At 68.5% G+C, this 24,197-nt stretch carries 23 protein-coding genes; 11 read left to right on the forward strand and 12 right to left on the reverse strand.

What is annotated here, in order from left to right:
* Positions 1 to 62: 62 nt before the first annotated feature.
* Positions 63 to 878, forward strand: a complete 816-nt coding sequence (locus ACFORO_RS44720; RefSeq protein WP_377873344.1) for an SDR family oxidoreductase — start codon at positions 63 to 65, stop codon at positions 876 to 878.
* Here ACFORO_RS44720 and ACFORO_RS44725 read toward each other — a convergent pair.
* Positions 827 to 1,345: a MarR family winged helix-turn-helix transcriptional regulator gene (locus ACFORO_RS44725; RefSeq protein ID WP_377873343.1), complete on the reverse strand. Its 519-nt coding sequence runs from the start codon at positions 1,343 to 1,345 to the stop codon at positions 827 to 829. The genes ACFORO_RS44720 and ACFORO_RS44725 overlap by 52 nt on opposite strands.
* A gap of 150 nt (positions 1,346 to 1,495) precedes the next feature.
* On the opposite strand from ACFORO_RS44725, the gene ACFORO_RS44730 reads away from it, so the two are divergent.
* Positions 1,496 to 2,284, forward strand: coding sequence for an IclR family transcriptional regulator (locus ACFORO_RS44730; protein ID WP_377873342.1), 789 nt, complete (start codon positions 1,496 to 1,498; stop codon positions 2,282 to 2,284).
* Positions 2,285 to 2,352: 68 nt separating this feature from the next.
* Here the strand turns inward: ACFORO_RS44730 and ACFORO_RS44735 are convergent, their stop codons facing one another.
* The gene (locus tag ACFORO_RS44735) at positions 2,353 to 5,217 is read right to left on the reverse strand and encodes an FAD-binding and (Fe-S)-binding domain-containing protein (RefSeq protein ID WP_377873341.1); all 2,865 of its coding nucleotides are present in this window, start codon (positions 5,215 to 5,217) and stop codon (positions 2,353 to 2,355) included.
* Between the two features lie 129 nt (positions 5,218 to 5,346).
* On the opposite strand from ACFORO_RS44735, the gene ACFORO_RS44740 reads away from it, so the two are divergent.
* Both ACFORO_RS44740 and ACFORO_RS44745 read left to right on the forward strand, forming a co-directional pair.
* A complete protein-coding gene (locus ACFORO_RS44740) occupies positions 5,347 to 6,612 on the forward strand; it encodes a hydroxyacid-oxoacid transhydrogenase (protein ID WP_377873346.1) in 1,266 nt (421 codons plus the stop codon).
* Between the two features lie 16 nt (positions 6,613 to 6,628).
* Positions 6,629 to 7,963, forward strand: a complete 1,335-nt coding sequence (locus tag ACFORO_RS44745) for an MFS transporter (protein WP_377873340.1) — start codon at positions 6,629 to 6,631, stop codon at positions 7,961 to 7,963.
* A gap of 74 nt (positions 7,964 to 8,037) precedes the next feature.
* Here ACFORO_RS44745 and ACFORO_RS44750 read toward each other — a convergent pair whose 3' ends face one another.
* The 5 genes from ACFORO_RS44750 to ACFORO_RS44770 form a co-directional block, all read right to left on the reverse strand.
* Positions 8,038 to 8,835 (reverse strand): SigB/SigF/SigG family RNA polymerase sigma factor, encoded by a 798-nt coding sequence (locus tag ACFORO_RS44750; protein WP_377873339.1) that lies wholly within the window; start codon positions 8,833 to 8,835, stop codon positions 8,038 to 8,040.
* Positions 8,836 to 9,055: 220 nt separating this feature from the next.
* Positions 9,056 to 9,484: a DUF6292 family protein gene (locus tag ACFORO_RS44755; RefSeq protein ID WP_377873338.1), complete on the reverse strand. Its 429-nt coding sequence runs from the start codon at positions 9,482 to 9,484 to the stop codon at positions 9,056 to 9,058.
* Between the two features lie 21 nt (positions 9,485 to 9,505).
* Positions 9,506 to 10,000, reverse strand: a complete 495-nt coding sequence (locus ACFORO_RS44760; RefSeq protein WP_377873337.1) for a hypothetical protein — start codon at positions 9,998 to 10,000, stop codon at positions 9,506 to 9,508.
* A gap of 180 nt (positions 10,001 to 10,180) precedes the next feature.
* A complete protein-coding gene (locus ACFORO_RS44765) occupies positions 10,181 to 11,623 on the reverse strand; it encodes a CYTH and CHAD domain-containing protein (protein WP_377873336.1) in 1,443 nt (480 codons plus the stop codon).
* 11 nt (positions 11,624 to 11,634) lie between these two features.
* On the reverse strand, positions 11,635 to 12,759 hold the full coding sequence (locus ACFORO_RS44770; protein WP_377873335.1) for an NAD(P)-dependent malic enzyme: 1,125 nt from the start codon (positions 12,757 to 12,759) through the stop codon (positions 11,635 to 11,637).
* 318 nt (positions 12,760 to 13,077) lie between these two features.
* Between ACFORO_RS44770 and ACFORO_RS44775 the strand changes: the two genes are divergently transcribed.
* A complete protein-coding gene (locus ACFORO_RS44775; RefSeq protein WP_377873334.1) occupies positions 13,078 to 13,437 on the forward strand; it encodes a VOC family protein in 360 nt (119 codons plus the stop codon).
* Between the two features lie 58 nt (positions 13,438 to 13,495).
* On the opposite strand, the gene ACFORO_RS44780 is transcribed toward ACFORO_RS44775, so the two are convergent.
* Genes ACFORO_RS44780 through ACFORO_RS44800 form a run of 5 tightly spaced genes read right to left on the reverse strand, consistent with a single transcriptional unit; the run spans position 13,496 to position 18,586 of the window.
* Positions 13,496 to 15,295, reverse strand: a complete 1,800-nt coding sequence (locus ACFORO_RS44780) for an AMP-dependent synthetase/ligase (RefSeq protein ID WP_377873333.1) — start codon at positions 15,293 to 15,295, stop codon at positions 13,496 to 13,498.
* A 43-nt stretch (positions 15,296 to 15,338) separates the two neighbouring features.
* Entirely contained in the window at positions 15,339 to 15,839 is a 501-nt protein-coding gene (locus tag ACFORO_RS44785) for a flavin reductase family protein (RefSeq protein ID WP_377873332.1), read from the reverse strand.
* On the reverse strand, positions 15,832 to 16,599 hold the full coding sequence (locus ACFORO_RS44790; RefSeq protein WP_377873331.1) for an enoyl-CoA hydratase/isomerase family protein: 768 nt from the start codon (positions 16,597 to 16,599) through the stop codon (positions 15,832 to 15,834). The genes ACFORO_RS44785 and ACFORO_RS44790 overlap by 8 nt, the downstream gene beginning before the upstream one ends.
* An 11-nt stretch (positions 16,600 to 16,610) precedes the next feature.
* Entirely contained in the window at positions 16,611 to 17,417 is an 807-nt protein-coding gene (locus ACFORO_RS44795; RefSeq protein ID WP_377873330.1) for an enoyl-CoA hydratase/isomerase family protein, read from the reverse strand.
* On the reverse strand, positions 17,414 to 18,586 hold the full coding sequence (locus ACFORO_RS44800; RefSeq protein WP_377873329.1) for an LLM class flavin-dependent oxidoreductase: 1,173 nt from the start codon (positions 18,584 to 18,586) through the stop codon (positions 17,414 to 17,416). The genes ACFORO_RS44795 and ACFORO_RS44800 overlap by 4 nt, the downstream gene beginning before the upstream one ends.
* A gap of 117 nt (positions 18,587 to 18,703) precedes the next feature.
* Here ACFORO_RS44800 and ACFORO_RS44805 point away from each other — a divergent pair, with 117 nt between their 5' ends.
* From ACFORO_RS44805 to ACFORO_RS44830, 6 genes are all read left to right on the forward strand, one after another.
* Positions 18,704 to 19,462 carry a creatininase family protein gene (locus ACFORO_RS44805; RefSeq protein WP_377873328.1) on the forward strand — a complete coding sequence of 253 codons (759 nt, stop codon included), beginning with the start codon at positions 18,704 to 18,706 and terminating at the stop codon, positions 19,460 to 19,462.
* 9 nt (positions 19,463 to 19,471) lie between these two features.
* Complete coding sequence (locus tag ACFORO_RS44810; protein ID WP_377873327.1) at positions 19,472 to 20,068, forward strand: TetR/AcrR family transcriptional regulator; 597 nt, start codon at positions 19,472 to 19,474, stop codon at positions 20,066 to 20,068.
* Positions 20,069 to 20,378: 310 nt separating this feature from the next.
* Positions 20,379 to 21,062, forward strand: coding sequence for a FadR/GntR family transcriptional regulator (locus tag ACFORO_RS44815; RefSeq protein ID WP_377873326.1), 684 nt, complete (start codon positions 20,379 to 20,381; stop codon positions 21,060 to 21,062).
* The gene (locus ACFORO_RS44820; RefSeq protein WP_377873325.1) at positions 21,059 to 22,282 is read left to right on the forward strand and encodes a CynX/NimT family MFS transporter; all 1,224 of its coding nucleotides are present in this window, start codon (positions 21,059 to 21,061) and stop codon (positions 22,280 to 22,282) included. Before ACFORO_RS44815 ends, ACFORO_RS44820 begins: the two co-directional genes overlap by 4 nt.
* A 4-nt stretch (positions 22,283 to 22,286) precedes the next feature.
* Entirely contained in the window at positions 22,287 to 22,712 is a 426-nt protein-coding gene (locus ACFORO_RS44825; RefSeq protein ID WP_377873324.1) for a MarR family winged helix-turn-helix transcriptional regulator, read from the forward strand.
* Between the two features lie 117 nt (positions 22,713 to 22,829).
* The gene (locus tag ACFORO_RS44830; RefSeq protein ID WP_377873323.1) at positions 22,830 to 24,080 is read left to right on the forward strand and encodes a bifunctional 3,4-dihydroxy-2-butanone-4-phosphate synthase/GTP cyclohydrolase II; all 1,251 of its coding nucleotides are present in this window, start codon (positions 22,830 to 22,832) and stop codon (positions 24,078 to 24,080) included.
* Positions 24,081 to 24,197 lie beyond the last annotated feature (117 nt).

The following is a 24,197-nucleotide window of genomic DNA, read 5'->3' on the forward strand; positions in this document are numbered from 1 at the left end:
CAGGGCCCACCGATCCTACGAATGACCAGTTCAGACCCAACAAAGAAGGTAGGACCCCGGCCATGACTCTCGCCGGAAAGACCGTCCTGATGTCCGGCGGCAGCCGCGGCATCGGCCTGGCCATCGCGACCCGCGCGGCACGCGACGGGGCGAACGTCGTCCTGCTGGCGAAGACCGCCGAACCGCATCCGAAGCTCGAGGGCACCGTCTACACCGCGGCGAAGGAGATCGAAACCGCCGGCGGCCAGGCGCTGCCGATCGTCGGCGACGTGCGATCGGAGGACGACGTCCTCTCCGCGGCCGAAGCGGCGGCGGCGCAGTTCGGCGGCATCGACATCGTCGTGAACAACGCGAGCGCGCTCGACCGGTCCGGCACCGAAGCGCTCTCGATGAAGCGCTACGACCTCATGCAGGACATCAACACCCGAGGCACGTTCTTGCTCAGCAAGGCGGCGATCCCGCACCTGCGCAAGGCCGCGAACGCGCACATCCTGACGCTGTCGCCGCCGCTGAACCTCTCCCCCGGGTGGATCGGCGCGCACCTGGGCTACACGCTCTCCAAATACGGGATGAGCCTCTGCACGGTCGGCCTCGCCGAGGAGCTGAAAGCGGACGGGATCGCGGCGAATTCGCTGTGGCCGCGCACCCTGATCGACACCGCGGCGGTCCGCAACATCATCGGCGGCGAGAGCCAAGCGCGTACGCCGTCAATTGTGGCCGACGCCGCGTACGCGATCCTCACCCGGCCGTCCCGCGACTGCACCGGGAACCTCTTCATCGACGACGAGGTGCTCGCCGCCGAAGGCGTCACCGACCTGTCCGGCTATCAGCGCGGCGAGGGCGAACTGGCGCTGGACATCTTTGTCGACCCGGTCTGATCCCGCATCCGGTCGAACTCCCCCGGCAGCACGCCGCCCTCGTTCATCTTGGCGAGCAGCTTGTGCAGGGAATCGTGGGAGCGCTGCGGAAGGTCGCTGAGCACGTGCTGGTCGAGGTCGGCCAGCAGCGTGTCGGCCTTGCCCAGCGTCTCCCGCCCCGCATCGCTGAGGTCGACGACGTAGCGCCGCCGGTCCTCGGGGTCGCGGGCGCGCGCGGCGAGCCCGAGCGACTCCAGGTCGTCCAGGCTGCTGACCATGGTCGCCGGGTCGATCCGCAGGTAGGAGCCCAGCGACAGCTGCGACATCGGCCCGTTGTCAGCCAGCGCCTGCAGCACGCTGTAGTGGCGGACCCGCAGGCCCAGCCCGTAGAGCCGGTCCTCGGCGAGGCGGAACACGACCTGGCCGAGCTTGACCAGGAGACAGCTGGTGTGCTCCCCGATCCCGCCCGGCGCCAACGGACCAGACATCGTTTCCCCTGCCCATCGTTAGCGGACCGTACGGTTCCCGATGATACGGGCCGGGGACCGGCGGACGCGCGGATCGGGTGCGCCGCGCCGCGCCGGGCCCGGCAGGCGTTAATCTGGCCTGACCCGACAGCACGAGAACACGGAACCCAGGTGAACCAGACCGGAGCACAGCCGCCAGCCGGAACGCAGGCCATCCGCCGGGCGCTCGGCATCCTGCGGCTCCTCATGGACGAGGACGGGGAGCTCACGCTGTCCGCGATCGCCCGCAAACTGGACCTCACGCCGGGCACGACGCACCGGGTCGTGCGCGCGCTGAGCTCCGACGGGCTCGTCGCGCACAACCCCCGCACCGACAGCTACCACCTCGGCCCCGGCGCCATCCTGCTCGGCCAGGCCGCCCAGCGCGTGCACGGGCTGCAGCTGGCGCTGCCGGTCATCCAGCGGATCAACGCGGACACCGGCGAATCGGTCAACATCACGATCCGCGAGGGCGCCGAGTCGGTGGTGCTGCTGCGCGCGCAGTCGACGCTCCCGTTGCGGTTCGAGCAACATCCCGGCGCACGGTTTCCGTTGTACGCCACGGCTTCCGGCAAGGCGATGCTCGCCAACTCTCTTGACGCGGAGTCCTATCTCGCGGGCCTCCCGGACCAGTTGCCCGCGCTGACGTCGCACACCCTCGCCACCCGGGACGCCCTCGCGCTGGAGCTGACCGAGACGCGCTCTCGCGGGTACAGCATCGACAACGAGGAGAACGTCGCCGGGGTGCGGTGTGTCGGGGCTGGAGTCCTGGACGAACGCGGTCTTGCGCGGGCGGCTGTGGTGATCCAGGTGCCTACTGTGCGGTTGCCGGAGGATCGGGTTCCGGAGCTGGGGGCGCTCGCGGTTGAGGCGGCGAAGGAGATCGCGCCGTTCCTGCCGCCGGACCGCCTCACTGGGTAGGCCAGTTGTACGTGAGGGGAACCCTGAGGGAATCTGATTCCCTGAGGGTTCCCCTCACGTACCACGCCTCATGCGCTGCGGAGGCCCAAGGCGCGCGCGGTCAGCGAAGCGAGATGCGCGGGCTCGCGGTCAGACAACTGCCGAATCTGCGTCCGGCAGCTGAACCCGTCCGCGTGCACCACCGTGTCCTCCGACGCCGCTCGCAACGCAGGCATCAGCTGGTGCTCCGCGACAGCGACGGAAACGTCGTAATGCCCCCGCTGAAACCCGAAGTTCCCCGCCAACCCGCAACACCCCTCCCGCAACACCTGCGTCTGCGACGACAACCGGCCAAGCAGCTGCGAATCAGCGTCATAACCGAGATCCGCGTGCTGGTGACAATGAACCTGAGTAAGCACCGGCGCCGAGGATTTCTCCAGAGCAGGCAGCTCCCTCTCCCCCAGATGCTCGGCGAACGTCCGCACACTCCGCTTCAGCAGGGCAGTCCGCGAATCCTCCGGCAGCAGCTCGGCACCGTCCTCCCGCAGGGTCGCCGTGCAGCTGGGCTCCAGGCCGATCACCGGAATCCCCTCCTGAAGCCACGGGTCGAGCGCGTCCAGCGACCGGCGCAGGACCCGGCGTGCCGTGTTCAGCTGGCCGGTGCTGTGCCAGGTCAGTCCACAGCAGACAGTCCGCTCCGGGATGACCACCTCGTGCCCCAGCGCCTCCAGCACGGCGACCGCGTCCCGGCCGACCTGCGGATCGAAGAAGTTCGTGAAGGTGTCCGGCCACAGGACGACCTTCGACGACGACCGCACCCGTTCCCGGCGGCGGAACCACGAAGCGAAAGTCGGCGCAGCTAGCTGCGGCAGTTCGCGTTCGGCGGCGATTCCGCCCAGCCGGTTCAGTACCGGCCGGAGCGGACCCCGCGACACGGCGTTGATCGCACGGGCGAAAGGGGCGCCCAGCCGGAGCCATCGCGGCAGCGCGCCCATCGTGTAGTGCGACATCGGGCGAATCCGGCGTTCGTAGTGGCGGCTGAGGAATTCGGTCCGGTAAGAAGCCATGTCGACACCGACGGGGCAATCAGACTTGCAGGCTTTGCAGCCGAGGCAGAGGTCGAGAGCGTCCCGGACCTCGGGGGAACGCCAGCCGTCCTCGATGACGTCCCCGGCGAGCATTTCGAACAGCAGGCGCGCCCGGCCGCGGGTCGAGTGTTCCTCCTTGCCGGTGGCGCGGTAGCTCGGGCACATCATCCCGCCGGACTCGGACACGCATTTGCCCACGCCCACGCACCGACGCGACGCCGCGGCCAGGTCGCCGCCGTCGGCGTGCAGGGCGAGGCGGGCGCGGGTCGGCAGGACTGGCGGGGCGATGACCGTGCGCAGGTCGGCGTCCAGCGGCGCGGGGTCGACGACTCGGCCGGGGTTCATGCCGTTCGCCGGGTCGAAGGACGCTTTGAAGTCGGCGAAGGCCCGCATGAGCCGTGGCGAGAACATCAGCGGCAACAGTTCGGCCCGGGCTTGGCCGTCGCCGTGTTCGCCCGAGAGGGAGCCGCCGTGGGACACGACCAGTTCCGCGGCCTCGACCATGAACGACCGGTAAGCTTCCTTCGCTTCCGGCGCGGCCATCGGGAAATCGATCCGCACGTGGAGACAGCCGTCGCCGAAGTGGCCGTAGACCACGCCCTTGCGGCCGTGTTTGTCCAGCAGCAGGTCGAATTCGCGCAGGTACGCGCCGAGCCGGTCCGGCGGGACCGCGGAGTCTTCCCAGCCCGACCACGCCTCGGATCCGTCGGCCAGTCGCGTCGCGAGACCTGCGCCTTCCTCCCGGATGCGCCAGAGTTTCCGTTGGGCGGCAGGATCTTCCACGACCAAAGCGGTAGCGCCGACCTGCGGGGCGCGGGCAGCGACCTGGTGGGCGACAGCCACCGCCTCCGCCGCGTCGTCGCCGCCGGTTTCCAGGTACAGCCACGCGGTTCCGTCCGGCAGGGTGCTGCGGTCGCCGGGTTTCCGGGCATCCAATGCGGCGACGAGACCGGCTTCGATGCCTTCCATGGTGAGCACCGGAAGGTCGAGCAGCGAAGGGACCGCGTCGGCGGCGGCGACGCTGTTCTCGAAGCCCAGCACGGCGAGGGCGCGCGTCGCCGGGATCGGGGCCAGGTCGACTACCGCGCTCAGCATGGTCGCACAGGTTCCCTCGGAGCCGACCAGGGCCTTGGCGACGTCGAAACCGTTCTCCGGCAACAGGTATTCGAGGTTGTACCCGGAGACCCGCCGGGGCAGTTCCGGGTAGCCGAGCCGGATGTCGGCCAGGTATTCGTCGCGCAGGTCTCGCAGGCCGCGGTACAGCGCGCCGACCGAATCCTCGCGGGCGCAGAACTCCTCCAGGTCCGCCGGTGAGGTCGGGCCGACCTCGATGCGAGTTCCGTCAAGGAGGGCGATGTCCAGCGCGCGGACGTTGTCGACCGTCTTGCCCCACGCCACGGAATGCGAACCGCAGGCGTTGTTGCCGATCATGCCGCCGATCGTGCAGCGGCTGTGCGTCGACGGGTCCGGACCGAAGGTGAGCCCGTGCTCGGCGGCCCGTTCGCGCAGCCGGTCCAGCACGAGACCGGGTTCGACGCGCGCGGTGCGGGCGGCGGCGTCGATGTCGAGCACGCGGTTGAGGTGCCGGGTGAAGTCCAGGATCACCGCGCGGTTCGTGGCCTGCCCGCCGATGCTCGTCGCCGCGCCGCGCGGGAGGACCGGCACGCCGTGCTCCGCGCACACCTTCAGCGCCGCGACCACGTCATCGGCACTGCGCGGCCGCACGACGAGCAGCGGGATGTGCCGGTAGTTCGACGCGTCGGTGGAGTGGGTGGCGAGCGTGGCCGGGTCGCCGGCGACTTCGCCGGACACCGCCCGCGCGAGTGCTTCCTGCAGTGCCGAATGCGTACGGACTCGGGCCGGCATGGGCGTCTCCTGGGAAATCGGGGGTTCACAGCGCCGCGGTCCTCGGGCTACCGTGAAGGCTCGCCACATAGTGGATATAGCTTCCACATGTTGTCAATATCGACGTGAGGAGTGGTCTCCTTGACCGACATGCCCCGCAACGAAAGCGTGTTCACCTGGGCAGCGCCCCCGCTGAAGTTCGGTGCCGGCGCGCTCGACGAGCTGGGCGCGGAGGTGGCCGCCCGGCAGGCCAAGTCGTGCCTGATCCTCACCGACCCCGGCGTCCGCGGCACCGGCATCCCGGACCGGGCGCTCGACTCGATCCGCGCGGCCGGGGTGAAGAGCGAGATCTTCGACGGCGTCGGCGTCGAACCGACCGACGCCAGCATCGACGAGGCGGTCGCCTACGCCCGTCAGCAGGAATGGGACTGTTTCGTCGCGATCGGCGGCGGCTCGGCGATCGACACCGCCAAGGCCGTCAACCTGCTGACCACGCACCCCGGCGAGCTGCTCGACTTCGTGACGCCGCCCATCGGCGCGGGCAAGGCCCCTTGGCTGCCGCTGAAGCCGCTGATCGCCGTCCCGACCACCGCGGGCACCGGTTCCGAATCGACCACGATCTGCGTCGTCGACCTGCTCGGCCTGCACCTCAAGGCCGGGGTGAGCCACCCGTCGCTGCGCCCGTCGCTGGCGGTCGTCGACCCGCGCACCACGATCACCCTGCCGTCGGAGGTGACCGCCGCCAGTGGCATGGACGTCCTGTCGCACGCGCTGGAGAGCTACACCAGCGTCGCGTTCGACGCGAAGCCCGCGCCGGAAGAACCGATGAAGCGACCGGCTTTCTGCGGCTCCAACCCGATCAGCGACGTCTGGTGCGAGATGGCGTTGACCTTGGTGGGCAAGCACTTGCGCGCCGCTGTCCTCAATGGACGCGACCTGACCGCGCGCACCCAGATGGCGCTCGCGTCCACCTACGCCGGAACCGGTTTCGGCAACGCGGGCACGCACCTGCCGCACGCCAACGCCTACCCGATCGCCGGGGCGGTGAAGCAGTACCGCGCCGCGGGCTACCCGGAAATGCCGATGGTCCCGCACGGCCAGGCCGTGTCCGCGACCGCCGCCGAGGTGTTCCGCTGGACCTATCCCGCGTCGCCGGAACGGCATCTGCACGCCGCGCATCTGCTGTCCGGCGGGCAGACGTTCACCACCACGGACGGCGCCGACGCCCTCCCGCACGTGCTCACCGAACTGATGGCCGACATCCAGATGCCGAGGGGACTGCACGCGTTCGGTTACGGCGACGAGGACATCGACACCCTCGTCGACGGCACGCTCAAGCAGACCCGCCAGCTGGCGGTCGTGCCCCGTCCGGTCACCCGGGCCGCGCTCGAAGACATCTTCCGCCGTTCGCTCTGACCACCGGGAGTTATCAATGGCGACAACTCCGGAGAAGAGCACCGACGTCCGCCTGGTGGTCGCGTCCAGCGTGTTCGGCACGACCGTCGAGTGGTACGACTTCTTCCTGTACGGCACCGCCGCGGGACTCGTCTTCAACAAACTGTATTTCCCCGGCTCCGATCCCCTGGTCGGCACCGTGCTGGCCTTCGCGACCTTCGCGCTCGGCTTCCTCGCCCGTCCGGTCGGCGGCTTCGTCTTCGGCCACCTCGGCGACCGGATCGGGCGCAAGAAGATCCTCGTCGCGACCATGCTCATCATGGGCACCGCGACCTGCCTCATCGGCCTGCTGCCCGACTATCAGATGATCGGACCGGCCGCGCCGATCATCCTCGTCGTCCTGCGGCTGGCCCAAGGCGTCGCCGTCGGCGGCGAATGGGGCGGTGCGGTGCTGATGGCCACCGAATACGCCCCCGCCGGGAAACGCGGTCTCTACGGCAGTTTCCCGCAAATCGGACTGGCCATCGGGCTCACGCTGGGCACCGGTGTACTGGCCCTGCTCAACGCGATCACCAGCGACGCGGCGTTTCTCGCGTGGGGGTGGCGAATCGGCTTCCTGCTGTCCGCCGTGCTGGTCCTGGCGGGCCTGCTGATCCGGGTCAAAGTCATGGAAACCCCCGCCTTCCGCACCATGGCGGCCGAGGAGGGCACCGCCACCGTCCCGGCCGTCGAACTGGTCCGCGACCGGCTCTCCCGGCGACACCTGTTGCTGGGCATGGGCAGCCGCTTCACCGAGGGCGTGGCGTTCAACGCGTGGGCGGTCTTCGTGATCTCCTACGGCAGCGGAACGCTGAAACTGGACCGGCAGCCGCTGCTGGTCGGCGTGATGATCGCGGCCGCGGTGATGGTGGTGTTCATCCCGGTGTTCGGCAGGGTGTCTGACCGCTTCGGCCGGCGGCGGACCTTCACGACCGGAGCCGTGACGACGCTGGTGCTGGCGATCCCCGCACTGGCGGCACTGCACAGCGGCAATCCCGTGCTGATCACGCTCTCGTTGATTGCGGTGCTGGGCATCAGCTACCCGGTGATGTACGGCCCGCAAGCGGCGTTCTATGCCGAACTGTTCCCGATTTCGCGGCGGTGCACCGGGATCTCGGTCGTCTACCAGCTTTCCGGCGTCGTGGCTTCGGGACTCACCCCGCTGGTCCTCGCCTACCTCGCCGGGAAGACCGGGACGACCGGCATCCTGATCTACCTCGCGGCGACGACCGTGATCAGTGTCGTCTGCACGCTGGCGATCCGCCAGAGCGACCTGTTCGACGACGACGTCCGGCCCACCGTACCGGCACAGGAGGTGCCCCGCCTCACCTGAGCGGCGCGAGGTCCGTGAGGGGAACCCTGAGGGACTCTGATTCCCTCAGGGTTCCCCTCACGGACGGTCACCGGCTAGGGGCAGCGCGCCTCGGTGAGCTGCTCCCGCAAAGTGCGCAGCGTCCGCGCCAGCAACCGCGAAACCTGCATCTGCGACAACCCGACCCGCTCCGCGATCTGGCTTTGCGTCATATTCGAGAAGAACCGCATGACGACGATCGCGCGCTCCCGCTCCGGCAGATCGCGCAACAGGGGCTTGAGCGTTTCCCGGTCCTCGAGCTTCTCGATTTCAGGATCGTCTTCGCCGAGGGTGTCGGCCAACGCGATCGAGCCGGTGTCGTCGTGGGCCGGATAGTCGATCGACGCGGCCTGGTAAGCGTTCCCCGCGTGCAGGGCTTCGGCGACCTCGTCGAGATCGAGGTCCAGGTGGTCGGCGAGTTCGCGCGCGGTGGGCGCGCGGCCGAGGCGCTGGCCCAGTTCCGTGGCGGTCTGGCCGATCCGCAGGTGGAGTTCCTTGAGCCGCCGCGGAACCCGGACCGACCAGGTGTGGTCGCGGAAGTACCGGCGGACCTCGCCCATCACCGTCGGGACGGCGAACGCGACGAAATCCGTCCGCCGCGCCGGGTCGTAGCGGTCGACGGCGTTGATCAGGCCGATGCGCGCCACCTGCAGGAGGTCTTCGGACGGCTGGCCGCGGCGGGCGAAGCGGCGGGCGATGTGCTCGGCCAGCGGCAGGTGTTCCTCGATGAGGCGGCGCCGCAGCCGGGAGTGCTCGTCGGTGTCCTCGGCGAGGTGGCTGATCTCCTCGAACAGCACGGCGCAATGCCGGTAGTCGTCGCCGCGCCGGGTGCGGGTCATGGTCGCCGCGGTCATGGAAATCCTCCTGACAGCCGAGGGGAACGTGACTCGTGTAGTGCCATGGAGCGCATCGCGTTGCCGACGCTCATCATCCTTAGTGGACAGTTCCCGGCGTCGCAAGGCGAGCGGGCGGCGGATCAGCGCGCCCGCCCGGGTCGCCACGCGGCCGAAGCGTCATGGCCGGGAGATACCCGGCGGGGAGCAAGATCAACCGGGCGGCCACCCGAATGGGGGCTCAAGTCACACCGCGCAGACGCAGGAGAGTGTCGAGTTCGGCGGAACTGCCCACGGAACGGAGCGCGGGCGGCGCGAGCTGCCCGATGCGGTGATCGTCCTCGCGCAATGCGGTGACGAACCCGAGGAGCTCCGCGGGCGGCGGCGTGACGGTGCCGCCGCCGAGATAGCGGAGCACGATGAAGTCCTCGCCGGAATGCGTTTCGACCGCGATCGCCCATCCGTGGACCTCGTCCCACAGCAACGCGAAATCGCGGCCGGGGTAACCCGGCAGGCGGCCGTCGAGGCCTACGCGCGCCGAAAGCGGCGGGCCCGGGTCGACGGCGCAGGACTCCAGGCCGGTCCGGAGCGCCCGCGCGACTTCGGCGAGGTAGCCCCGCAGCGCGGCGAGAACGGCGTGCTGATCGCTGGACGGGAAGTGCGCGGTCACGGGCGCCACGCCCGAGAGCGATCAGCGTCCGGACCGCCAGCGCCCGCGCAGCGAACGGCGGTCGGTGCGACTGAGCACGCCCGCGGTGTCGCGGGTCCAGTGGCCGCCGCGGGAATCGGTGAAGGAGAGGCCAGGGACGGCGGCCGCCGAGTACAGGTCGTCCACCGGCATGGCGTCCTCGCCGAAGGGCAGCGCGCGGACGGCGGTCGCGCCGGGCGGGATGATCGCGAACCGGGCGCGGTGCGGCTCCTCCTCGTCCGGGCGGCAGACCTCCAGCGAGCAGTCGAACACCGGTGCGTCGCCGCTGTTGTGCGCGCACACGACGTAGTCCTCTTCACGCTCATGCCGGGCGCCTTCGTCGAGCCACGCGGAGACCGATTGGGCCTGCCGCTCCTGCCGGACTTCCGCCTGGTCCTTCCGGTTGAGCAGCATGATCCACACATACGAGGCGAACCCCAGCAGCGAGCCCGCGCTCCCGATCGCCGATACCCACGTCGCGGTCAGTTGTGATCCCATTTCCGGCAGGGTTCCCCGATCCGGCCCCGGCGAAACCGGATCGGGGAAAGGTTTAGACCTCCCGGCGACGGGGTAGCAAGATCGCAGCGCGGAACCCGCTCCGCGCACTGGACTTCCGCTGCCGCGGGGACGCCGGTGGTGCCGAGACACCGCCGGCGTTTCTGCTGTCCTCAATGGACCTCAGGCCTTCAGCCAGGCCGGCCGCTCGCCTTTCCGCACCGTGCGCCATTCCTCGGCGAACCGGTCCCGCAGCCCGCGCGCCGCGGCCTCGTCACGGCCGTAGAGGAGACCGAAGGCGAACGTGTTCTGGTTCTCGCTGAAGCCGTCGATCGCGAAGTGCCGCAATGCTTCGCGGTCCACCACGGTGTCCTGATGCTCCCCGAGCGTGCCTTGCACTGCCTTGACGTTCTTGCGCCAGGTGCGCAGCTTCTTGCCGAACACCGGCCGGACGGCGTCGGCGGCGTAACGGGCGCGCTTGGCCTTCTTCCGGACGTTGTGCAGCGCCTTCTCCAACTCGGCGCCGCTGAGCCCCTCGGTCGCCGCAGTGGCCCGATACAGCTTGCGCGCGGTTTTGCGCACGGGCTTCCGCAACGCCTTCTTGCCCACAGGCTGGATCGTGTCGAGCAGCGCGGCGATCGACCGCAACAGAGTCGCGTATCGGTTGCCGGACAACGCGTCCATCGCGCGGGCCAGCTCCGTTTGCGAGTTGCGAGCGTACTCGCGGGTCAGATATTGCCGCAGCGGCCCGAAAAGCAGCTCCGGCGGGACCTCGTCGAGACAGGCTTCGAGGCGAGCTTGGCTTACCTCGACGTCGCGCGCGGGGGCGAGTTCGCCTCCCAGCCATTTCAGCTCCGCCGCGACCGCTTCGGCTTTCTTCTTGCCCACCAAGGATTTGAACGTCTGGAGCCCGCTTCGCAACTTCCGCGCCGCCACTCGGAGCTGGTGCACTGAATCGTCTTCCCCGACGCGAAAGCCCAAGTCAGCGCGACGCAATCGCTCGAATTGCTCGCTCAGGTACGCGGGCAGGACCTCGTTCGAGCCACGCTTGCCTTCAGCGGCGTCCCCGATCAGCCGCTCCAGTTTCGACGGCCACCAGGCGTCCTCCGCCCCGCGCTTGCGCAAGGTGCGATCGAGGCGGTCGAGCAGCTCCGGCCCGGACTCCGGCGAGAACTCGACGTCGAGCTCGCGCCAGCGGTCCAGGTGAAGTGCTTGTCCCCCAAGGAACTCTCCGGTGACGTGGTCGTCCGCCAGGGTCGCCAGCGTCCGGCCGGACGCGTCGGCCAACCGGTGCGTGAACCGGTCGGTCCGCAGCTGTGCGACCGGGCGCAGCTTGCGGTCCAGCGTGTACGCGCGGAGCAGCGTCGCGATCGGAGCGGGTGTCTTCGGGTCGTCGTCGAGCGGAAACCGCAGCTCTTGACCGGGCAATCGCAGGGACCATCCGGTGTCGCTGCTTCTTCGCAGCGCGATCCCGGCTCTGGTCAACCGGAAGTCCTTGGTGTCGTAATAGACGGTCTCCAGCGTCCGCTCGGCGGGAGCTTCCTGTGTGATCCCCTTGCTCGCCAGCTGCGGCACCCGGGCCTTCAGGCTCAGTTCGTACTTGCGTTCGGACTGTGCGCTTCGCATTTCACGCTCCTTCAGTCGTTTTCCGCCGCGCCGCCGACGCCCTCGGCGATCGCGGGCACCAAACCCTCGTCGAAGACGCTGGGCACGAGGTGCTCGAGGTCGAGGTCGTCGCCGACTGCCGCGGCCAGCGCGTGCGAGGCCGCGAGCAGCATCCGCGCGGTCACCCTCGGCGCGCCCGAGTCGAGCAGCCCGCGGAACATCCCCGGGAACACGAGGACGTTGTTGATCTGGTTGGGCAGGTCGCTGCGGCCGGTCGCGACGATCTCCGCGTGCTCGTGCGCGGCGTCCGGGTCGACCTCCGGGTCCGGATTGGCCAGTGCGAACACGATCGCCCGGTCGGCCATCCGGGCGAGGTCGTCGCCCTTGAGCAGCCCGCCGACGCTCACGCCGATGAAGACGTCCGCGTCGCGCAAGGCGTCTTGAAGGCTCCCCCGGACCGCGTCGCCGCGATTGGTGTTTTCCGCGAGCCACTGCTTCTCGCCGGTCAGGTCGCGTTCGCCGTGCAGCACACCTTTGCTGTCGCAGACCACGATCCGCTCCGCACGGAAATCCGCCTTCAACAGGAGACGGGCGATCGCGGACCCGGCCGCCCCCGCGCCGGAGATCACCACCGACGTCTCCCCCGGCGTGCGATCAGTCAGCTTCAGCGCATTGTCCAAAGCAGCCAGCACGGCTACCGCGGTCCCGTGCTGGTCGTCGTGGAAAACCGGGATGTCCAGCTCGTCGTGCAACTGCCGCTCCACGGTGAAGCACCGGGGCGCGGCGATGTCCTCCAGGTTGATCGCGCCGAAGGACGTCGCCAGATCCTTGGCGGTGCGCACGAGGTCCTCCGGTTCGCGGCTGACCGGGCAGATCGGCCAGGCGTCGATGTCGGCGAACCGCTTCAGCAGCGCGGCTTTGCCCTCCATCACCGGCAGCGCGGCGGCCGGGCCTTGGTCGCCGAGGCCGAGCAGCGCGGAACCGTCGGAAACGATCGCGACCGAATTGCTGCGCACGGTTTCGCGCGCCAGCACCGAGGGGTCGTCGGCGACGCGTTTGGCCAGCTCGGCGACGCCAGGCGTGTAGTGCTCGGCGAGGTCGTCGGCGTCGTCGAGCCGCACTCGGGTGGTGACTTGGATCTTTCCGCGACTGCTCATGGGAGCCGGATACCCGGCTGCGGGGCGGAGGAATCCTGGATTAGGCGAGGACGAACGCCGCGTCCTCGGTGACCCGGAAGTCGAGCACGAGGCAGCCGCCGTGCTCGACGCTCTCCAGCTCGCTGCGCTCCACGGTGAACGGTACGCGCCTCCACCAGCGGCGACATCCGGCGCTGCCGCTGGTGGAGTCTCGCGCTTCCGGCGCTCCCTTCAGGCCGCCAGGCTCGCGAGTGCGGGCGATGTCTTCGCCGGGCGGTCGGCGGACCGCATCCACGTTCTCGTACCCGGCCCGTGATCGATGCGAGCTACGCTCGACTGGTGAACGATTCCCCGAAGCCGGCCAAGATCGGGAACGTGCTGCACCCGGTCGCCGATGTCAGCTCAGCCGTGCGGTTCTACGCCGAGACTTTCGGCCTGCCGACGAAATTCGTCGACGGAGACCGCTACGCCGCCCTCGACGCGGGCGGAACAACCCTCGCCCTGGCCGGTCCGGAGGAGGACGTCACGGACGGGGTGCCTGCCGCGTCGTTCAAGGTTCCCGAGGTGGCTGCCGCATTGGCTGCGTTGGTGGCTGGCGGCGGAACCGTTGTGCGGCTACCGGAACAAGGACCACACGAGGTGCGGGCGGTGGCGCGCGATCCTTGGGGCAACACTGTAGTGGTTTACGGACCGCGATAACCCTGGGAAACGGCCGCAGCGGGACGGAAATCCCGCTGCGGCCTGGCGTGGCCTCTCCCTAGCGCCGCGGCCTCCGCACGTGGTCCGCGATCGCCGCGTCGTCGTCCACGCCGTACATCTCCCCGATCAATCCCGCGAACGAATCCACCACAGCCGCGCGCTTCACCTTTCCGTTCGCCGTCCGCTCGCCTCGCGAAGCCTCCAACGGCCGCGGCAGCACCCGGAAATCCTTCAGCTGCTCCACCCGCGCGAGGTCCGCGTTGACCCGGTCCAGCTCCGCCCGCAACCGCTCTGCCAGCTCCGCACCGGCGGCCGCATTCGGTTCGATCAGGACGGTCAGGTACTTCCGGCCATCGCCGACCACGATCGCTTCCTCGATCAGCGGACTCTCCCTCAACCGGATTTCGATCGGCTGCGGATCGACCGTCTTGCCGCCCCGGGTGATGATCACGTCCTTCTTCCGGCCGATCAGCCGAATATCCCCGTCGGGCGTGCGCTCCATCAGGTCGCCGGTGCGGAACCAGCCGTCCTCGAAAACCGCCGCGGTTTCCGACGGATTCCGCCAGTACCCGCGGAACAGCAGCGGCGCGCGGATCAGCATCTCGCGATCGTCCGCCAGTCTCACCTGGAAGCGCGGGTCCGGGAATTCCCGGCCGATCCGCCCCGGACGAGGGAACGGCTGTCCGAACTGCCCGATGGGACACCCGCCCGTCTCGGTGAGCCCGTAGTTCTCGCGCAGGTCGAGCCCCCAGATCTGCCACAGCGCCACGACGCTCTCCGGCATGGCGGCCGAAGCCGTCCACGCGACGCGCAGCCGGTCCATTCCGTGAATTGCTCGCAGCGGAAGGAAAACTCCGCGAACCGCGGCGGCGTAAGCGATTCTCAACAGCACCGAGGCACGTCGGCCGGACCAGCGTCGCTCGGCCATCCGGCGACCGACGTGCATCGCGATCCGATAGGCCACGCGCCGAATCCCGTTCCAGGACTCAGCTTGCGCGATCAGCTCAGCGGCGAGCTTCTCGTAGAAGCGAGGCGGCCACAGCACGACTGTCGGCCGCACCGCGCGCAGCACCTGGCCGTATTCCTCGATGGGGCAGAAAGTCACGACCAGCCGAGTGTGCAGCGGAGTGAAAACGAGCAACACGGCAGGTGCGACGTGCGCCAGCGGGAGAAAACCGACCACATCGTGCCGCGCAGTCCGGCACTCCGGGTACAAGCCGACGACACTCTGGATCGCGTGCTGGAGCGTGCGGTGCGAATGCGTCACGCCCTTGGGAACTCCGGTGGAGCCCGAGGTGTAGAAGAGGACGGCCGGGTCGTCGAGTGTCGTGGCGGCGATCAGCTCGGCCAAAGAGTCCAGGTCTCCGGCCGAGCGCAGGTCGTCCCAGCTCGCACCGGTGATCCCCTCCGGCAGGTCCGGCGGCGCGACGTCGATTCCGACGACGAGCCGCAGGTCCGGGGTGTTCGCGGCGATCTTCGCGACTTTGGCGAGCTCCGTTTCCGACTCGCCGACGAACGCGACCGCCTCGCTGTGCACGAGAACCTGTTCGATCTCGGCCGGCGAGTTCGTCGGATACACCCCGATCACGACCCCGCCGACGCTCTGCACCGCCAACGCGGCGAACACCCATTCCGGCCGCGCGCCGCTCATCACCGCGACCCGATCGCCATGCCGGACACCCTGTGCGACCAGGCCAAATGCCAGTTCACGCACCCGGTCCAGGTACATCCGCCAGGTGAGCACCCGCACGACCCCGCCGCGCGAATACCGCAGCGCGACGGCGTCGGGTTCGCGGCGGGCGCGATCGAGCAGCAAACCTGGCAGCGTCCGATCCGGTTCGAACTCGGTCAGCTCCATGTCCCGGCCTCTCTTCCCGCCGCGAGCCCAGCTCCGGCGGCGCTCACGCGGCATGCTCGCCGAGGTGGAGGAAGTCACCCCGGTACCACGTCACGGGCAGTTCGACGCCGGTCCGTGCGTCGAGTACCCGGCCGATAAGGATCACGTGGTCCCCGCCGGGCACGGCCTGCTCCAGTCCACAGTGGAGGACCGCCGCCGCGTCCGGCAGGAGCGGATGGCCCTGCTCGTCGAACTCGAAGCTCCCGTACGCGAACTTGTTCTCGCCTTTCGTCGCGAACCTCGTCGCCAGCTCGGCGTGCGACGGGGTCACCACGTTCACGACGAACCGTTCAGCCGCCATGAAAACCGGGAAGCACGTCGCGCCCCGGTCAAGACACACGAGCACCAGCGGCGGATCGAGCGACAGCGACGCGAAGGAGCTCGCGGTGAATCCGTGCAGCGTTCCGTCCTCGCTCCGGGTCGTCACGATCGTGACGCCGGACGGGAAACGGGACAACGCCGAACGGAAGACGGCCGGATCCAAGTCGTGCGAAACGTCAGCCATTCCATGCCTCCCGGGCAGCTCGTGCGGCAGGGTCGTTGAAAATGGTTCGCGCGTCGGCGGCCGTGACCTGCAACTGTTTCTCGTCCGGCCACACGGCGGTCTCCTGGCGCAAAGCCAGTTTCAAGGCCGCGAACACCGCTGGCGGTTTCGCCGCCGCCGCGCGCGCCTGCGCCGCCGCAACCTCCAGCAACTCCCCCGGCTCAACCACCTCGTCGACAATGCCCAACGCTTTCGCCGCTGACGCGTCGACGGATGCTCCGCCCAGCAACAACCGCCGGGCACCACGATCGCCCACAACCTCACGCACCCTGGCGATTCCTTTCACCGCAGGCAACATTCCGTGGTCGACCTCGGGGAAAACGAACCGGGCTTGCGACGACGCGTACACCGCGTCAGCGAACAACGCCATCTCGATCCCGCCGCCGACACACCAGCCGTTCACCGCGCACACCACCGGCCGGGGAAACTTTTCCAGAGCGCAGAGCAGCGCGTGGAACGACGTCATCCGCTCGACCATCGACTCGGCGTCGTAGCCGACCGCTTCCTTGAGATCGCCGCCTGCGCAAAAGAACCGGTCGCCCGCGCCGGTCAGGACGACGGCGGGAGCGTCCGGACCGCTGGCGAGGTCTTCCAAAGCGGCGGTCAGGCGGTGGATGAGCGAGTTGCTGAGCGCGTTCGCTGGTGGACGGCTCAGGGTCAAGACCACCACGCCGTCCGCTTCATCGGACACTTGGACAGCGCTGAGCGAGGCAGTGGTCACGTCGCCTCCGCTCAATTCGCCGATACGGCGGAAGGGAAGACCGGCGGACGCTTCTCCCGGAACGCCTGGCGCGCTTCGCGATAATCAGCTCCGGCGAAGTCGAGAATCTCCAACGCGCCGGACAATTCGTGCTGCGGCAACGCATTCGTGAGCCACATGTTGAGCGCGCGTTTCGTGAACCGGAGCGCCTGCTGCGAACCTTGCGCGAGCTGAGCGGCGACTTCCAAAGCACGCGGCAGCACCTGTTCGCGGGGAACGGCCAGGCTCACGAGCCCGATCCGCTCCGCCTCGGCCCCGGACAGTTTCTCCGACGTCAGCACGTAATACTTTGTTTTGGCCATCCCGACCAGCAGCGGCCAGATCAGCGCGGCATGGTCGCCTGCGGTCACGCCGACCTTGGTGTGCCCTTCGATCAACACCGCGTCTTCGGCGGCGATGCTGATGTCAGCGAGCAATGCCGTCGACAGGCCGTAGCCGACCGCGGGGCCGTTGATCGCGGAAATGATCGGCTTTTCGATCCGCAGCACGGTCGAGATCCGCCGCCGCTCGGCCTCCAGCATCGCGAGCGCCGCTTCCGGCGTCGGATCGGGTTCGCGGACGTCCATCCCGGTGCAAAACGCGTCGCCGGCCCCGGTCACCACGACGACGCGCGTCTCGTCGTCGCGCTCGACGTCGGCCCAGATCTGGCTCAGCTCTTCGAACATCGGCATCAGCAGCGCGTTGTACCGCTCGGGCCGGTTGATGGTGATCAGCAGGACGCCGTCGGCCGGCCGTTCGACGAGCACATTTCCGGTGCCGTGCTGGTAAAGGCCGCTCATCGGACCGCCTCCGCGGGCTTGTTCTCGGACTGGAACCGGCGCAGCGCTTCCTCGTGCGCCGGACGCGCGGCGCGGATCCCCGCCAGCACGTCGTCGGCCGGGCGCACCACGTTGCGCGGGTGCTTGAAACGCGGGATCACGTACTTGCCGAACAGCTCGATCGACCGCATCAGCTGGTCATGCGGAAGACTGTCCACTCGCAACACCAGGGACTCGACGCCCATGTCCGCGTAGCGCTGGACGTGCTCGATGCAATGCTCCGGGTCGCCGACGAGGAAGCCCTGCGAACGCTCGAACAGGTACTCCTCGTCGCTGAAGTCGACGTCATTGACCGCGCCCATGTAGGCGTAGTCCTGGGAAAGCTTGGCGAGGCGCCCGAACGCGTCGGTGGACAGCTTGGACATCTCGAACAGCGGGCGAGCCTGTTCGCGGGCCAAGGCGGTCGTCTCGGCGCAGTGCATGCCACCGCTGACCAGGACCATCTTGCGCGGCGTGATCGGGTAGTCGTGGGTGGCCGCGGCCAGGGTTTCGTCGTAGAGCTTCAGCATGTTCTCCACGAGGTCGTAGCCGAGGTAGAAGCCGCCCATGATCGCGCCGATGCCCATCTTCGCCGCGGTTTCGACCGAACTCGGACTCCCCGCGGCGACCGAGATCGGCGGGCAGGGCGTCTGCAGCGGCTTCGGCACCAGGCTGCGCGGCGGGACCTTGTAGTGCTCGCCCACGAACGAGAACGGGTCGTCGAGGAACGCCCGGCGGATCAGCTCGATGCCCTCGCGCCATTGGGATTTGTTCTCGGTCGGGTCCACCTCGAACGCCCGCAGCGCGAGCGTCGTGTTGCCGCGGCCGGTGCCGAGTTCGATGCGGCCGTTGGAGAGGATGTCCTCGGTCGCGATGCGCTCCGCGACGCGCAGCGCGTGATTCATCCGTGTCGGCAGCAGCGTGACGAGGTGGATGAAGCGGATCCTGCTGGTGAGCGCCATCAGGTAGGGGTAGAGCACCTCCGGCGCGGACACCGTCGCCGTGCCGATGGCTACGTGCTGCTCGGAACTTCCGAAGGCGTCGAAGCCGACTTGTTCGGCGAGCAGCACCTCCTCGATCAGTTCTCGGTACCGGTGTTCGTGGGTGAGGCCCACGGGGGTGTCGCCCTCGGACATGAGGATGAAGTCCACGGTCGCTCCTTCCGTCCAATGTTATTGCTCGATAACATAAGGCTGAGCTGACGCGTGGTCAAGGCGTCGCTGAGGAGCTACTGTGTTACTTGTTACTAACTTTGACTGGAGGAGCGCATGAGTGAACTGCGGATCGAGCGGCTGACCTCGCCCGAGATCGCCGACGCGATCGCGGACGGCATGCGGACCGCGGTTCTGCCGCTGGGGGCCACCGAGCAGCATGGAGCGCACCTGCCGTTGTCAGTCGACAGTGAGCATGCCGACCGGCTGGGCGTGCTCGTGGCGGAGCGGCTAGGCGATGCTCTCGTCTTGCCTACGCTGCGCGTGGGTTGTTCTTCGCATCATCTTGGGTTTGCCGGGACCCTGTCGCTACAGCCTTCGACGTTGGAGTCGGTCTGTCTTGACTGCTGCGAAAGCCTTGCTGTGCATGGGTTTCGGCGAGTGTTGATCTTTTCTGCTCATATCGGGAACTATCCGCTGCTCAGCGAGATCGAGTCGCGGCTCGCTGCCCGGTTGCCCGCTGCACTGGAGGTGGTCGCGTTCTCCGACTCGGCCGCGGTGCTTGACGCTTGGCGTGCCGCCGTCGGTGGCCTGGCCGGTCAGGTTGGCGGACATGCCGACGTTGCCGAGAGCTCGGTCATGCTCGCGCTTCGGCCGGAGGCGGTGCGAACCTCGCGTGCCGCGGCCGGACTGGCCGAGCCGATGACTGACGAACTGCTCAAGCGGGTATTAACCGGCGGAGTTAAGGCGGTCGCGCCGGATGGCGTGCTTGGCGATCCGCGGGGGATGTCTTCTGAGCTGGGATTTGCCTGCCTCAACGCGGTCGCGGGGATGGTGGCGGAGTATGCGGCGGCACGTTATCGGTCCCTCACCTAGACTCGAGCCATGACGAGTCCATCTCGCGCCGCGTCGCCTCGTTCCTCGCGCAGGCAGACGTTGATCAAGGTCGCTGGCGAGCTGTTCCATGAGCGTGCTTTCGATGCGGTTACCACCGAGATGATCGGTGCTCGGGCCGGGGTGACCGGTCCTGCGCTGTATCGGCATTTTCCTAGCAAGCAGGCCTTGTTGATCGCGGTGCTCGAGGATCCACTGAAGGATCTGCTTGCCAATGCGCGGGAGACTGCCGCAGAGGTGGCTGATCCGCGCAAGGCGCTTGAGGCGATGATCGACTATCACGTCACGCGCAGCCTTCAGAATGTGCCTTCTACGTTGGTGTTCTTGAAGAATGAGCACAACGTTCCGGAGGAGGAGCGGCATCGGATGCGGCGGATGATGCGGCTCTACGCCGAGGAGTGGAGTGCACTGGTGGAGCGGTTGCGGCCGGATTTGTCGGATGCGCAGAATCGGGTTCTTACGCATGCCGTGTTTTCGATGATTAATTCGGTGCCGCAGTTCAATAGCGGGCTTGATGCGGAGAGTGTCGCGACTACGATTCGTACGGCTGCGATCAATGCGTTGCTTGTTCCGGCTGGGGCTGTCTGACCCTGCTGGATTCGCGAGGGTTCCCCGCACGGACCACGCCCCAACAGCCACCCGCGCACCCAGCTATCGAGGCACCCAGCCCCCGCCCTGCACCCCGATACGAAGCCTCCCTGCGGTCCGGGGTTGCTTGTCAAGGCATCTTTCCCGCCTTGACAAGCAACCCCGGACCGTCAGCACAATCAAGCTTCGGGGTGCGGGGCCCCACCACGGTTCCGTGAAGGGAACCCTCACAGACCTCGGCCCGCGAGCAAGACCCCCTCGCGACCCCGCTCACATTCAAATGTCTGACATTCGGTGTTAGGGTCGCCTTATGAACGATCTTCGGGCGCCCAGTCGGGTCGCCAGCCTTGCCGCGCAGCTCGTGGACACTCTCCGGGAACAGATCGCCTCCGGGGAGTGGCCGGTCGGGATGCGGATTCCCCCGGAGAACGACCTGGTCAAGCAGCTTGGCGTCGGGCGGACGACGGTGCGGGAGGCGCTCGGCGCGCTGGTGCACCTCGGGCTGTTGGAGGCGCGGCGGGGCGACGGGACGTATGTCCGGGCGTCTAGCGAAATGCAGTCCGTCTTGATGCGGCGGGCCAACTCCTCGCGGCGGAGCGACGTGCTGGAGCTGCGGGCCGTGCTTGAGGAGTATGCCTCGGGGCTGGCTGCGGTGCGGCGCACTGACGACGACCTGGTCAGTTTGCGGCAACTGCTCGACGAGGCCGAGAAGCGCGACAACACCGAGACAGCCGTTGAGGCGGATGTCCGTTTTCATCAGGCCGTCGTGAATGCGGGGCGGAATTCCCTGCTCACCGAGGTGTACGACGTCCTCAGCGCCTCCGTTGCCGAGCAGATCGGTGACACGTTGTGGCCCGAGGCGACCGCGCAGGAGCACACCCGACTGCATCGGCAGCTGGTCGAGGCGATCGCGGCCCAGGACGAGGTGGGGGCGCGTTACTGCGCCGCCGAAATCGTGAAGCTCACCGGGGCCGGAACGGAGCGGGAGAAGTGACCGCCGAGGTCGAAGCTCCAGCGGTCGCGAAGAGACCGATCACTAAGCCTGAGTGGTCAGCCGGACTGCTGCTCGCGATTCTCTTGGTGGCAGCCAATCTCCGCGCGACGCTGACCGGCGTCGGCACGTTGTTGCCTGCCATCGAGCACGACACCGGGCTGCCGGCGTCGGCGGGTGGTGTGCTGAATACCTTGCCTCTGTTGATGTTCGCGGTGACGTCGCCGCTGGTCGGGCGCGTCTCGCATCGGATCGGGTCTACGCGGTTGCTCGTGCTCTCGCTGGCGGTGCTGGCAGTGGGCACGGTGGTTCGGTCGCTGCCGTCGGTCGCATGCCTGTTCGCGGGGACGGTGTTGCTGTCCGCGGCGATCGCCGTGGGGAATGTCTTGCTTCCTACGGTGATCCGCACGCACGTTCCGGCCTCGCGGGTGCATACCGTCAGCGCGCTGTACGTCACGGTCATGGGCGTGGTCGCCGCGGTGTCGTCCGGGATTTCCGTTCCGCTGGCGGGGGTTCTGCCTGGCGGATGGCATTCCGCGCTCGCCTGGGCAGTGGTCGTCGCCTTGGCCGCGCTGGCGGGGTGGCTGCCGCGGCTGCGTGGTTCGCGTCCGGACACCGGGTCGCAGACCGGCAGCACGCACGCGCCGACGCCGTGGCGGTCTTGGCTCGCGTGGCAGGTCTCCCTGTTCATGGGTCTGCAATCGCTCGCCTTCTACACCGCCGTCGCGTGGTTGCCCAGCATTCTCAGCGGGCAGGGCATGACCACGGCTGCGGCTGGCTGGATGCTGTTCTATTACCAACTCGTCGCGCTGGCCACCGGCATGGTGCTGCCCTTGCTTACCCGGGGACGGGCCGACCAGCGCTTCCCCGCGGCCGCGGCGTCGGCGGTCACGGCTGCCGGGTTCGCGATTCTTCTGCTGGCGCCCGGAATCGCGATTGTCGGGTGCACGCTGCTCGGGCTGGGCACTGGGGTCTGCCTCGTGCTCGCGCTCAGCTTCCAGAGCCAGCGCGCCACCGGTCCCGGCGAGACCACCGCGCTGGCCGGAATGGCGCAGTCCATCGGCTACCTGGTCGCTGCCGCCGGACCGCTGCTGCTCGGCATCCTCCACGACGCCACCGGAAGCTGGTCCGGCGCGCTCGTCGCGCTCACCGTGTTGAGCGTGCTGATGGTTTTCACCGGGTACGGGGCCGGGCGCGATCGTCACGTTCGCGCTGGTCGTTGAGGCCATGTCCGACGCCGACCTCGCCGACCAGTTGCTCACGCTGACCCGCCTGGTCCAGCGTGCGGAAGCGGCACCGGCCGAAGCGATGTGCTTGCCGCTGCTGGCCATGCTCGCCGACGATGGTCCGTTCCGGGCCGGGGAAATCGCCGCGGTGCTGGGCGTGAATCCGTCGACGGTCAGTCGCCAGGTCGCCGGGCTGGTGCGGTCCGGGCTGATCGAGCGGCGAGCCGATCCCGAGGACGGTCGGGCCAGCCCGCTTGTCGTGACCGCTGCGGGCCGCGGGATTCTCGATGCGGAACGGCAGCGCCGGGCGGCTCAGTTCGGCGACGCTCTCGCCGGGTGGTCTCCGGACGAACGTGCGCGGTTCGCGGACCTGCTCGGCTGTTTCGTCCGCGATCTTCAGCGGACCGGTGCACTCCACGGCTCGTGACCCTTCCACTCAATGTTATTAGCAGATAACATCGACGCACAGGTAATGCCAGCTCGCTGCCTGATTCGCGTTATTCTCCAGTAACTACGAGTGGCTTCAGCGCCGGGGAGGTTCGACATGCTTGCTACCGAGGACAGCGTTCGCGCGGCGGTGTTCGCACTCGAGGAAGGCCGGATGATCGTGGTCGTCGACGATCACGACCGGGAGAACGAGGGAGACCTCGTGCTGGCGGCCGACAGTGTCACCGCCGATCAGATGGCCTTCCTCGTCGCGCACACCACCGGAATCGTGTGCGCGCCGATGACCGCGGAACGAGCCGACGCGCTCGCGCTTCCGCCCATGGTCGCGGATAACAAAGACCTGCACAGCACCGCGTTCACCGTGTCGGTCGATCACGCGGACGCCGGGACCGGAGTGTCCGCGACAGCACGCGCACGCACCTGCCGGGCGCTCGCCGAGCCGGGCACGGCACCGGAGAGTCTTCGCCGTCCGGGCCACATCTTTCCGTTGCGTGCCCAGGACGGCGGGGTGCTCGTCCGCGCCGGGCACACCGAAGCCGCTGTCGATCTGTTGCGGCTGGCCGGTCGCGAGGCGGTCGGCGTCATCAGCGAGCTGATCGGCCCGGACGGCGAAATGCTGCGCGACGCCGGCGTGCGGGAGTTCGCCGCCGAACACGGACTGCCCGTCGTCGCCATCGCCGATCTGGTCCGGCATCGCCGCACCACCGAGCGGCTGGTCGAACCGGTCGCGACGGCCGCGATGCCGACGGCTTTCGGCGACTTCCGAGCGATCGCGTATCGGTCCCTAGTGGACGGTGCCGAGCATCTCGCCCTCGTCATGGGAGACGTCGCCGCCGCCGGCAGCTCCGAGCGAGGCGCGCTGGCGCGGGTGCACAGCGAATGCCTCACCGGCGACATCCTCGGCTCGTTGCGCTGCGACTGCGGCACCCAGCTCGAACAAGCGATGCGCGCGGTGGCCGACGAGGGGTGCGGGGTCATCGTTTACCTGCGCGGCCACGAGGGCCGCGGCATCGGCCTCGCTTCCAAGATCGAGGCTTACGCGCTGCAGGAAACCGGTCTCGACACAGTCGACGCCAATGTCGCGCAGGGTCTGCCGGCGGACTCCCGCTCCTATGATTCCGGCGCGCGGATCCTCGACCATCTCGGCGTCCGGCGAGTGCGGCTCATCACCAACAACCCGGAGAAATACCGCGGACTCGGCGATTACGGACTTCACGTCACCGAGCGGGTCGCGCTGCGCCCGGTCGAAACTCCGCACAACCTGCGTTACCTCCGGACGAAACGCGACCGGATGGGACACGCCTTCGCGGCGTTGCCCGATCCGGCGCCGCGGCGGAAAACCTCCTGACCGCCGTTCCGCTCGGCACGGCCAATTCCACCGGCGCGACCGGCGTTACATTATTGCCGCCGACCAGCCACAGTGGACTCCTGTTATGGTCTGCGGTGACCGCGTCCCGTTTCCAGG

Origin of the sequence: Amycolatopsis halotolerans (assembly GCF_042647905.1) — a bacterium.
GTDB lineage: Bacteria > Actinomycetota > Actinomycetes > Mycobacteriales > Pseudonocardiaceae > Amycolatopsis > Amycolatopsis halotolerans.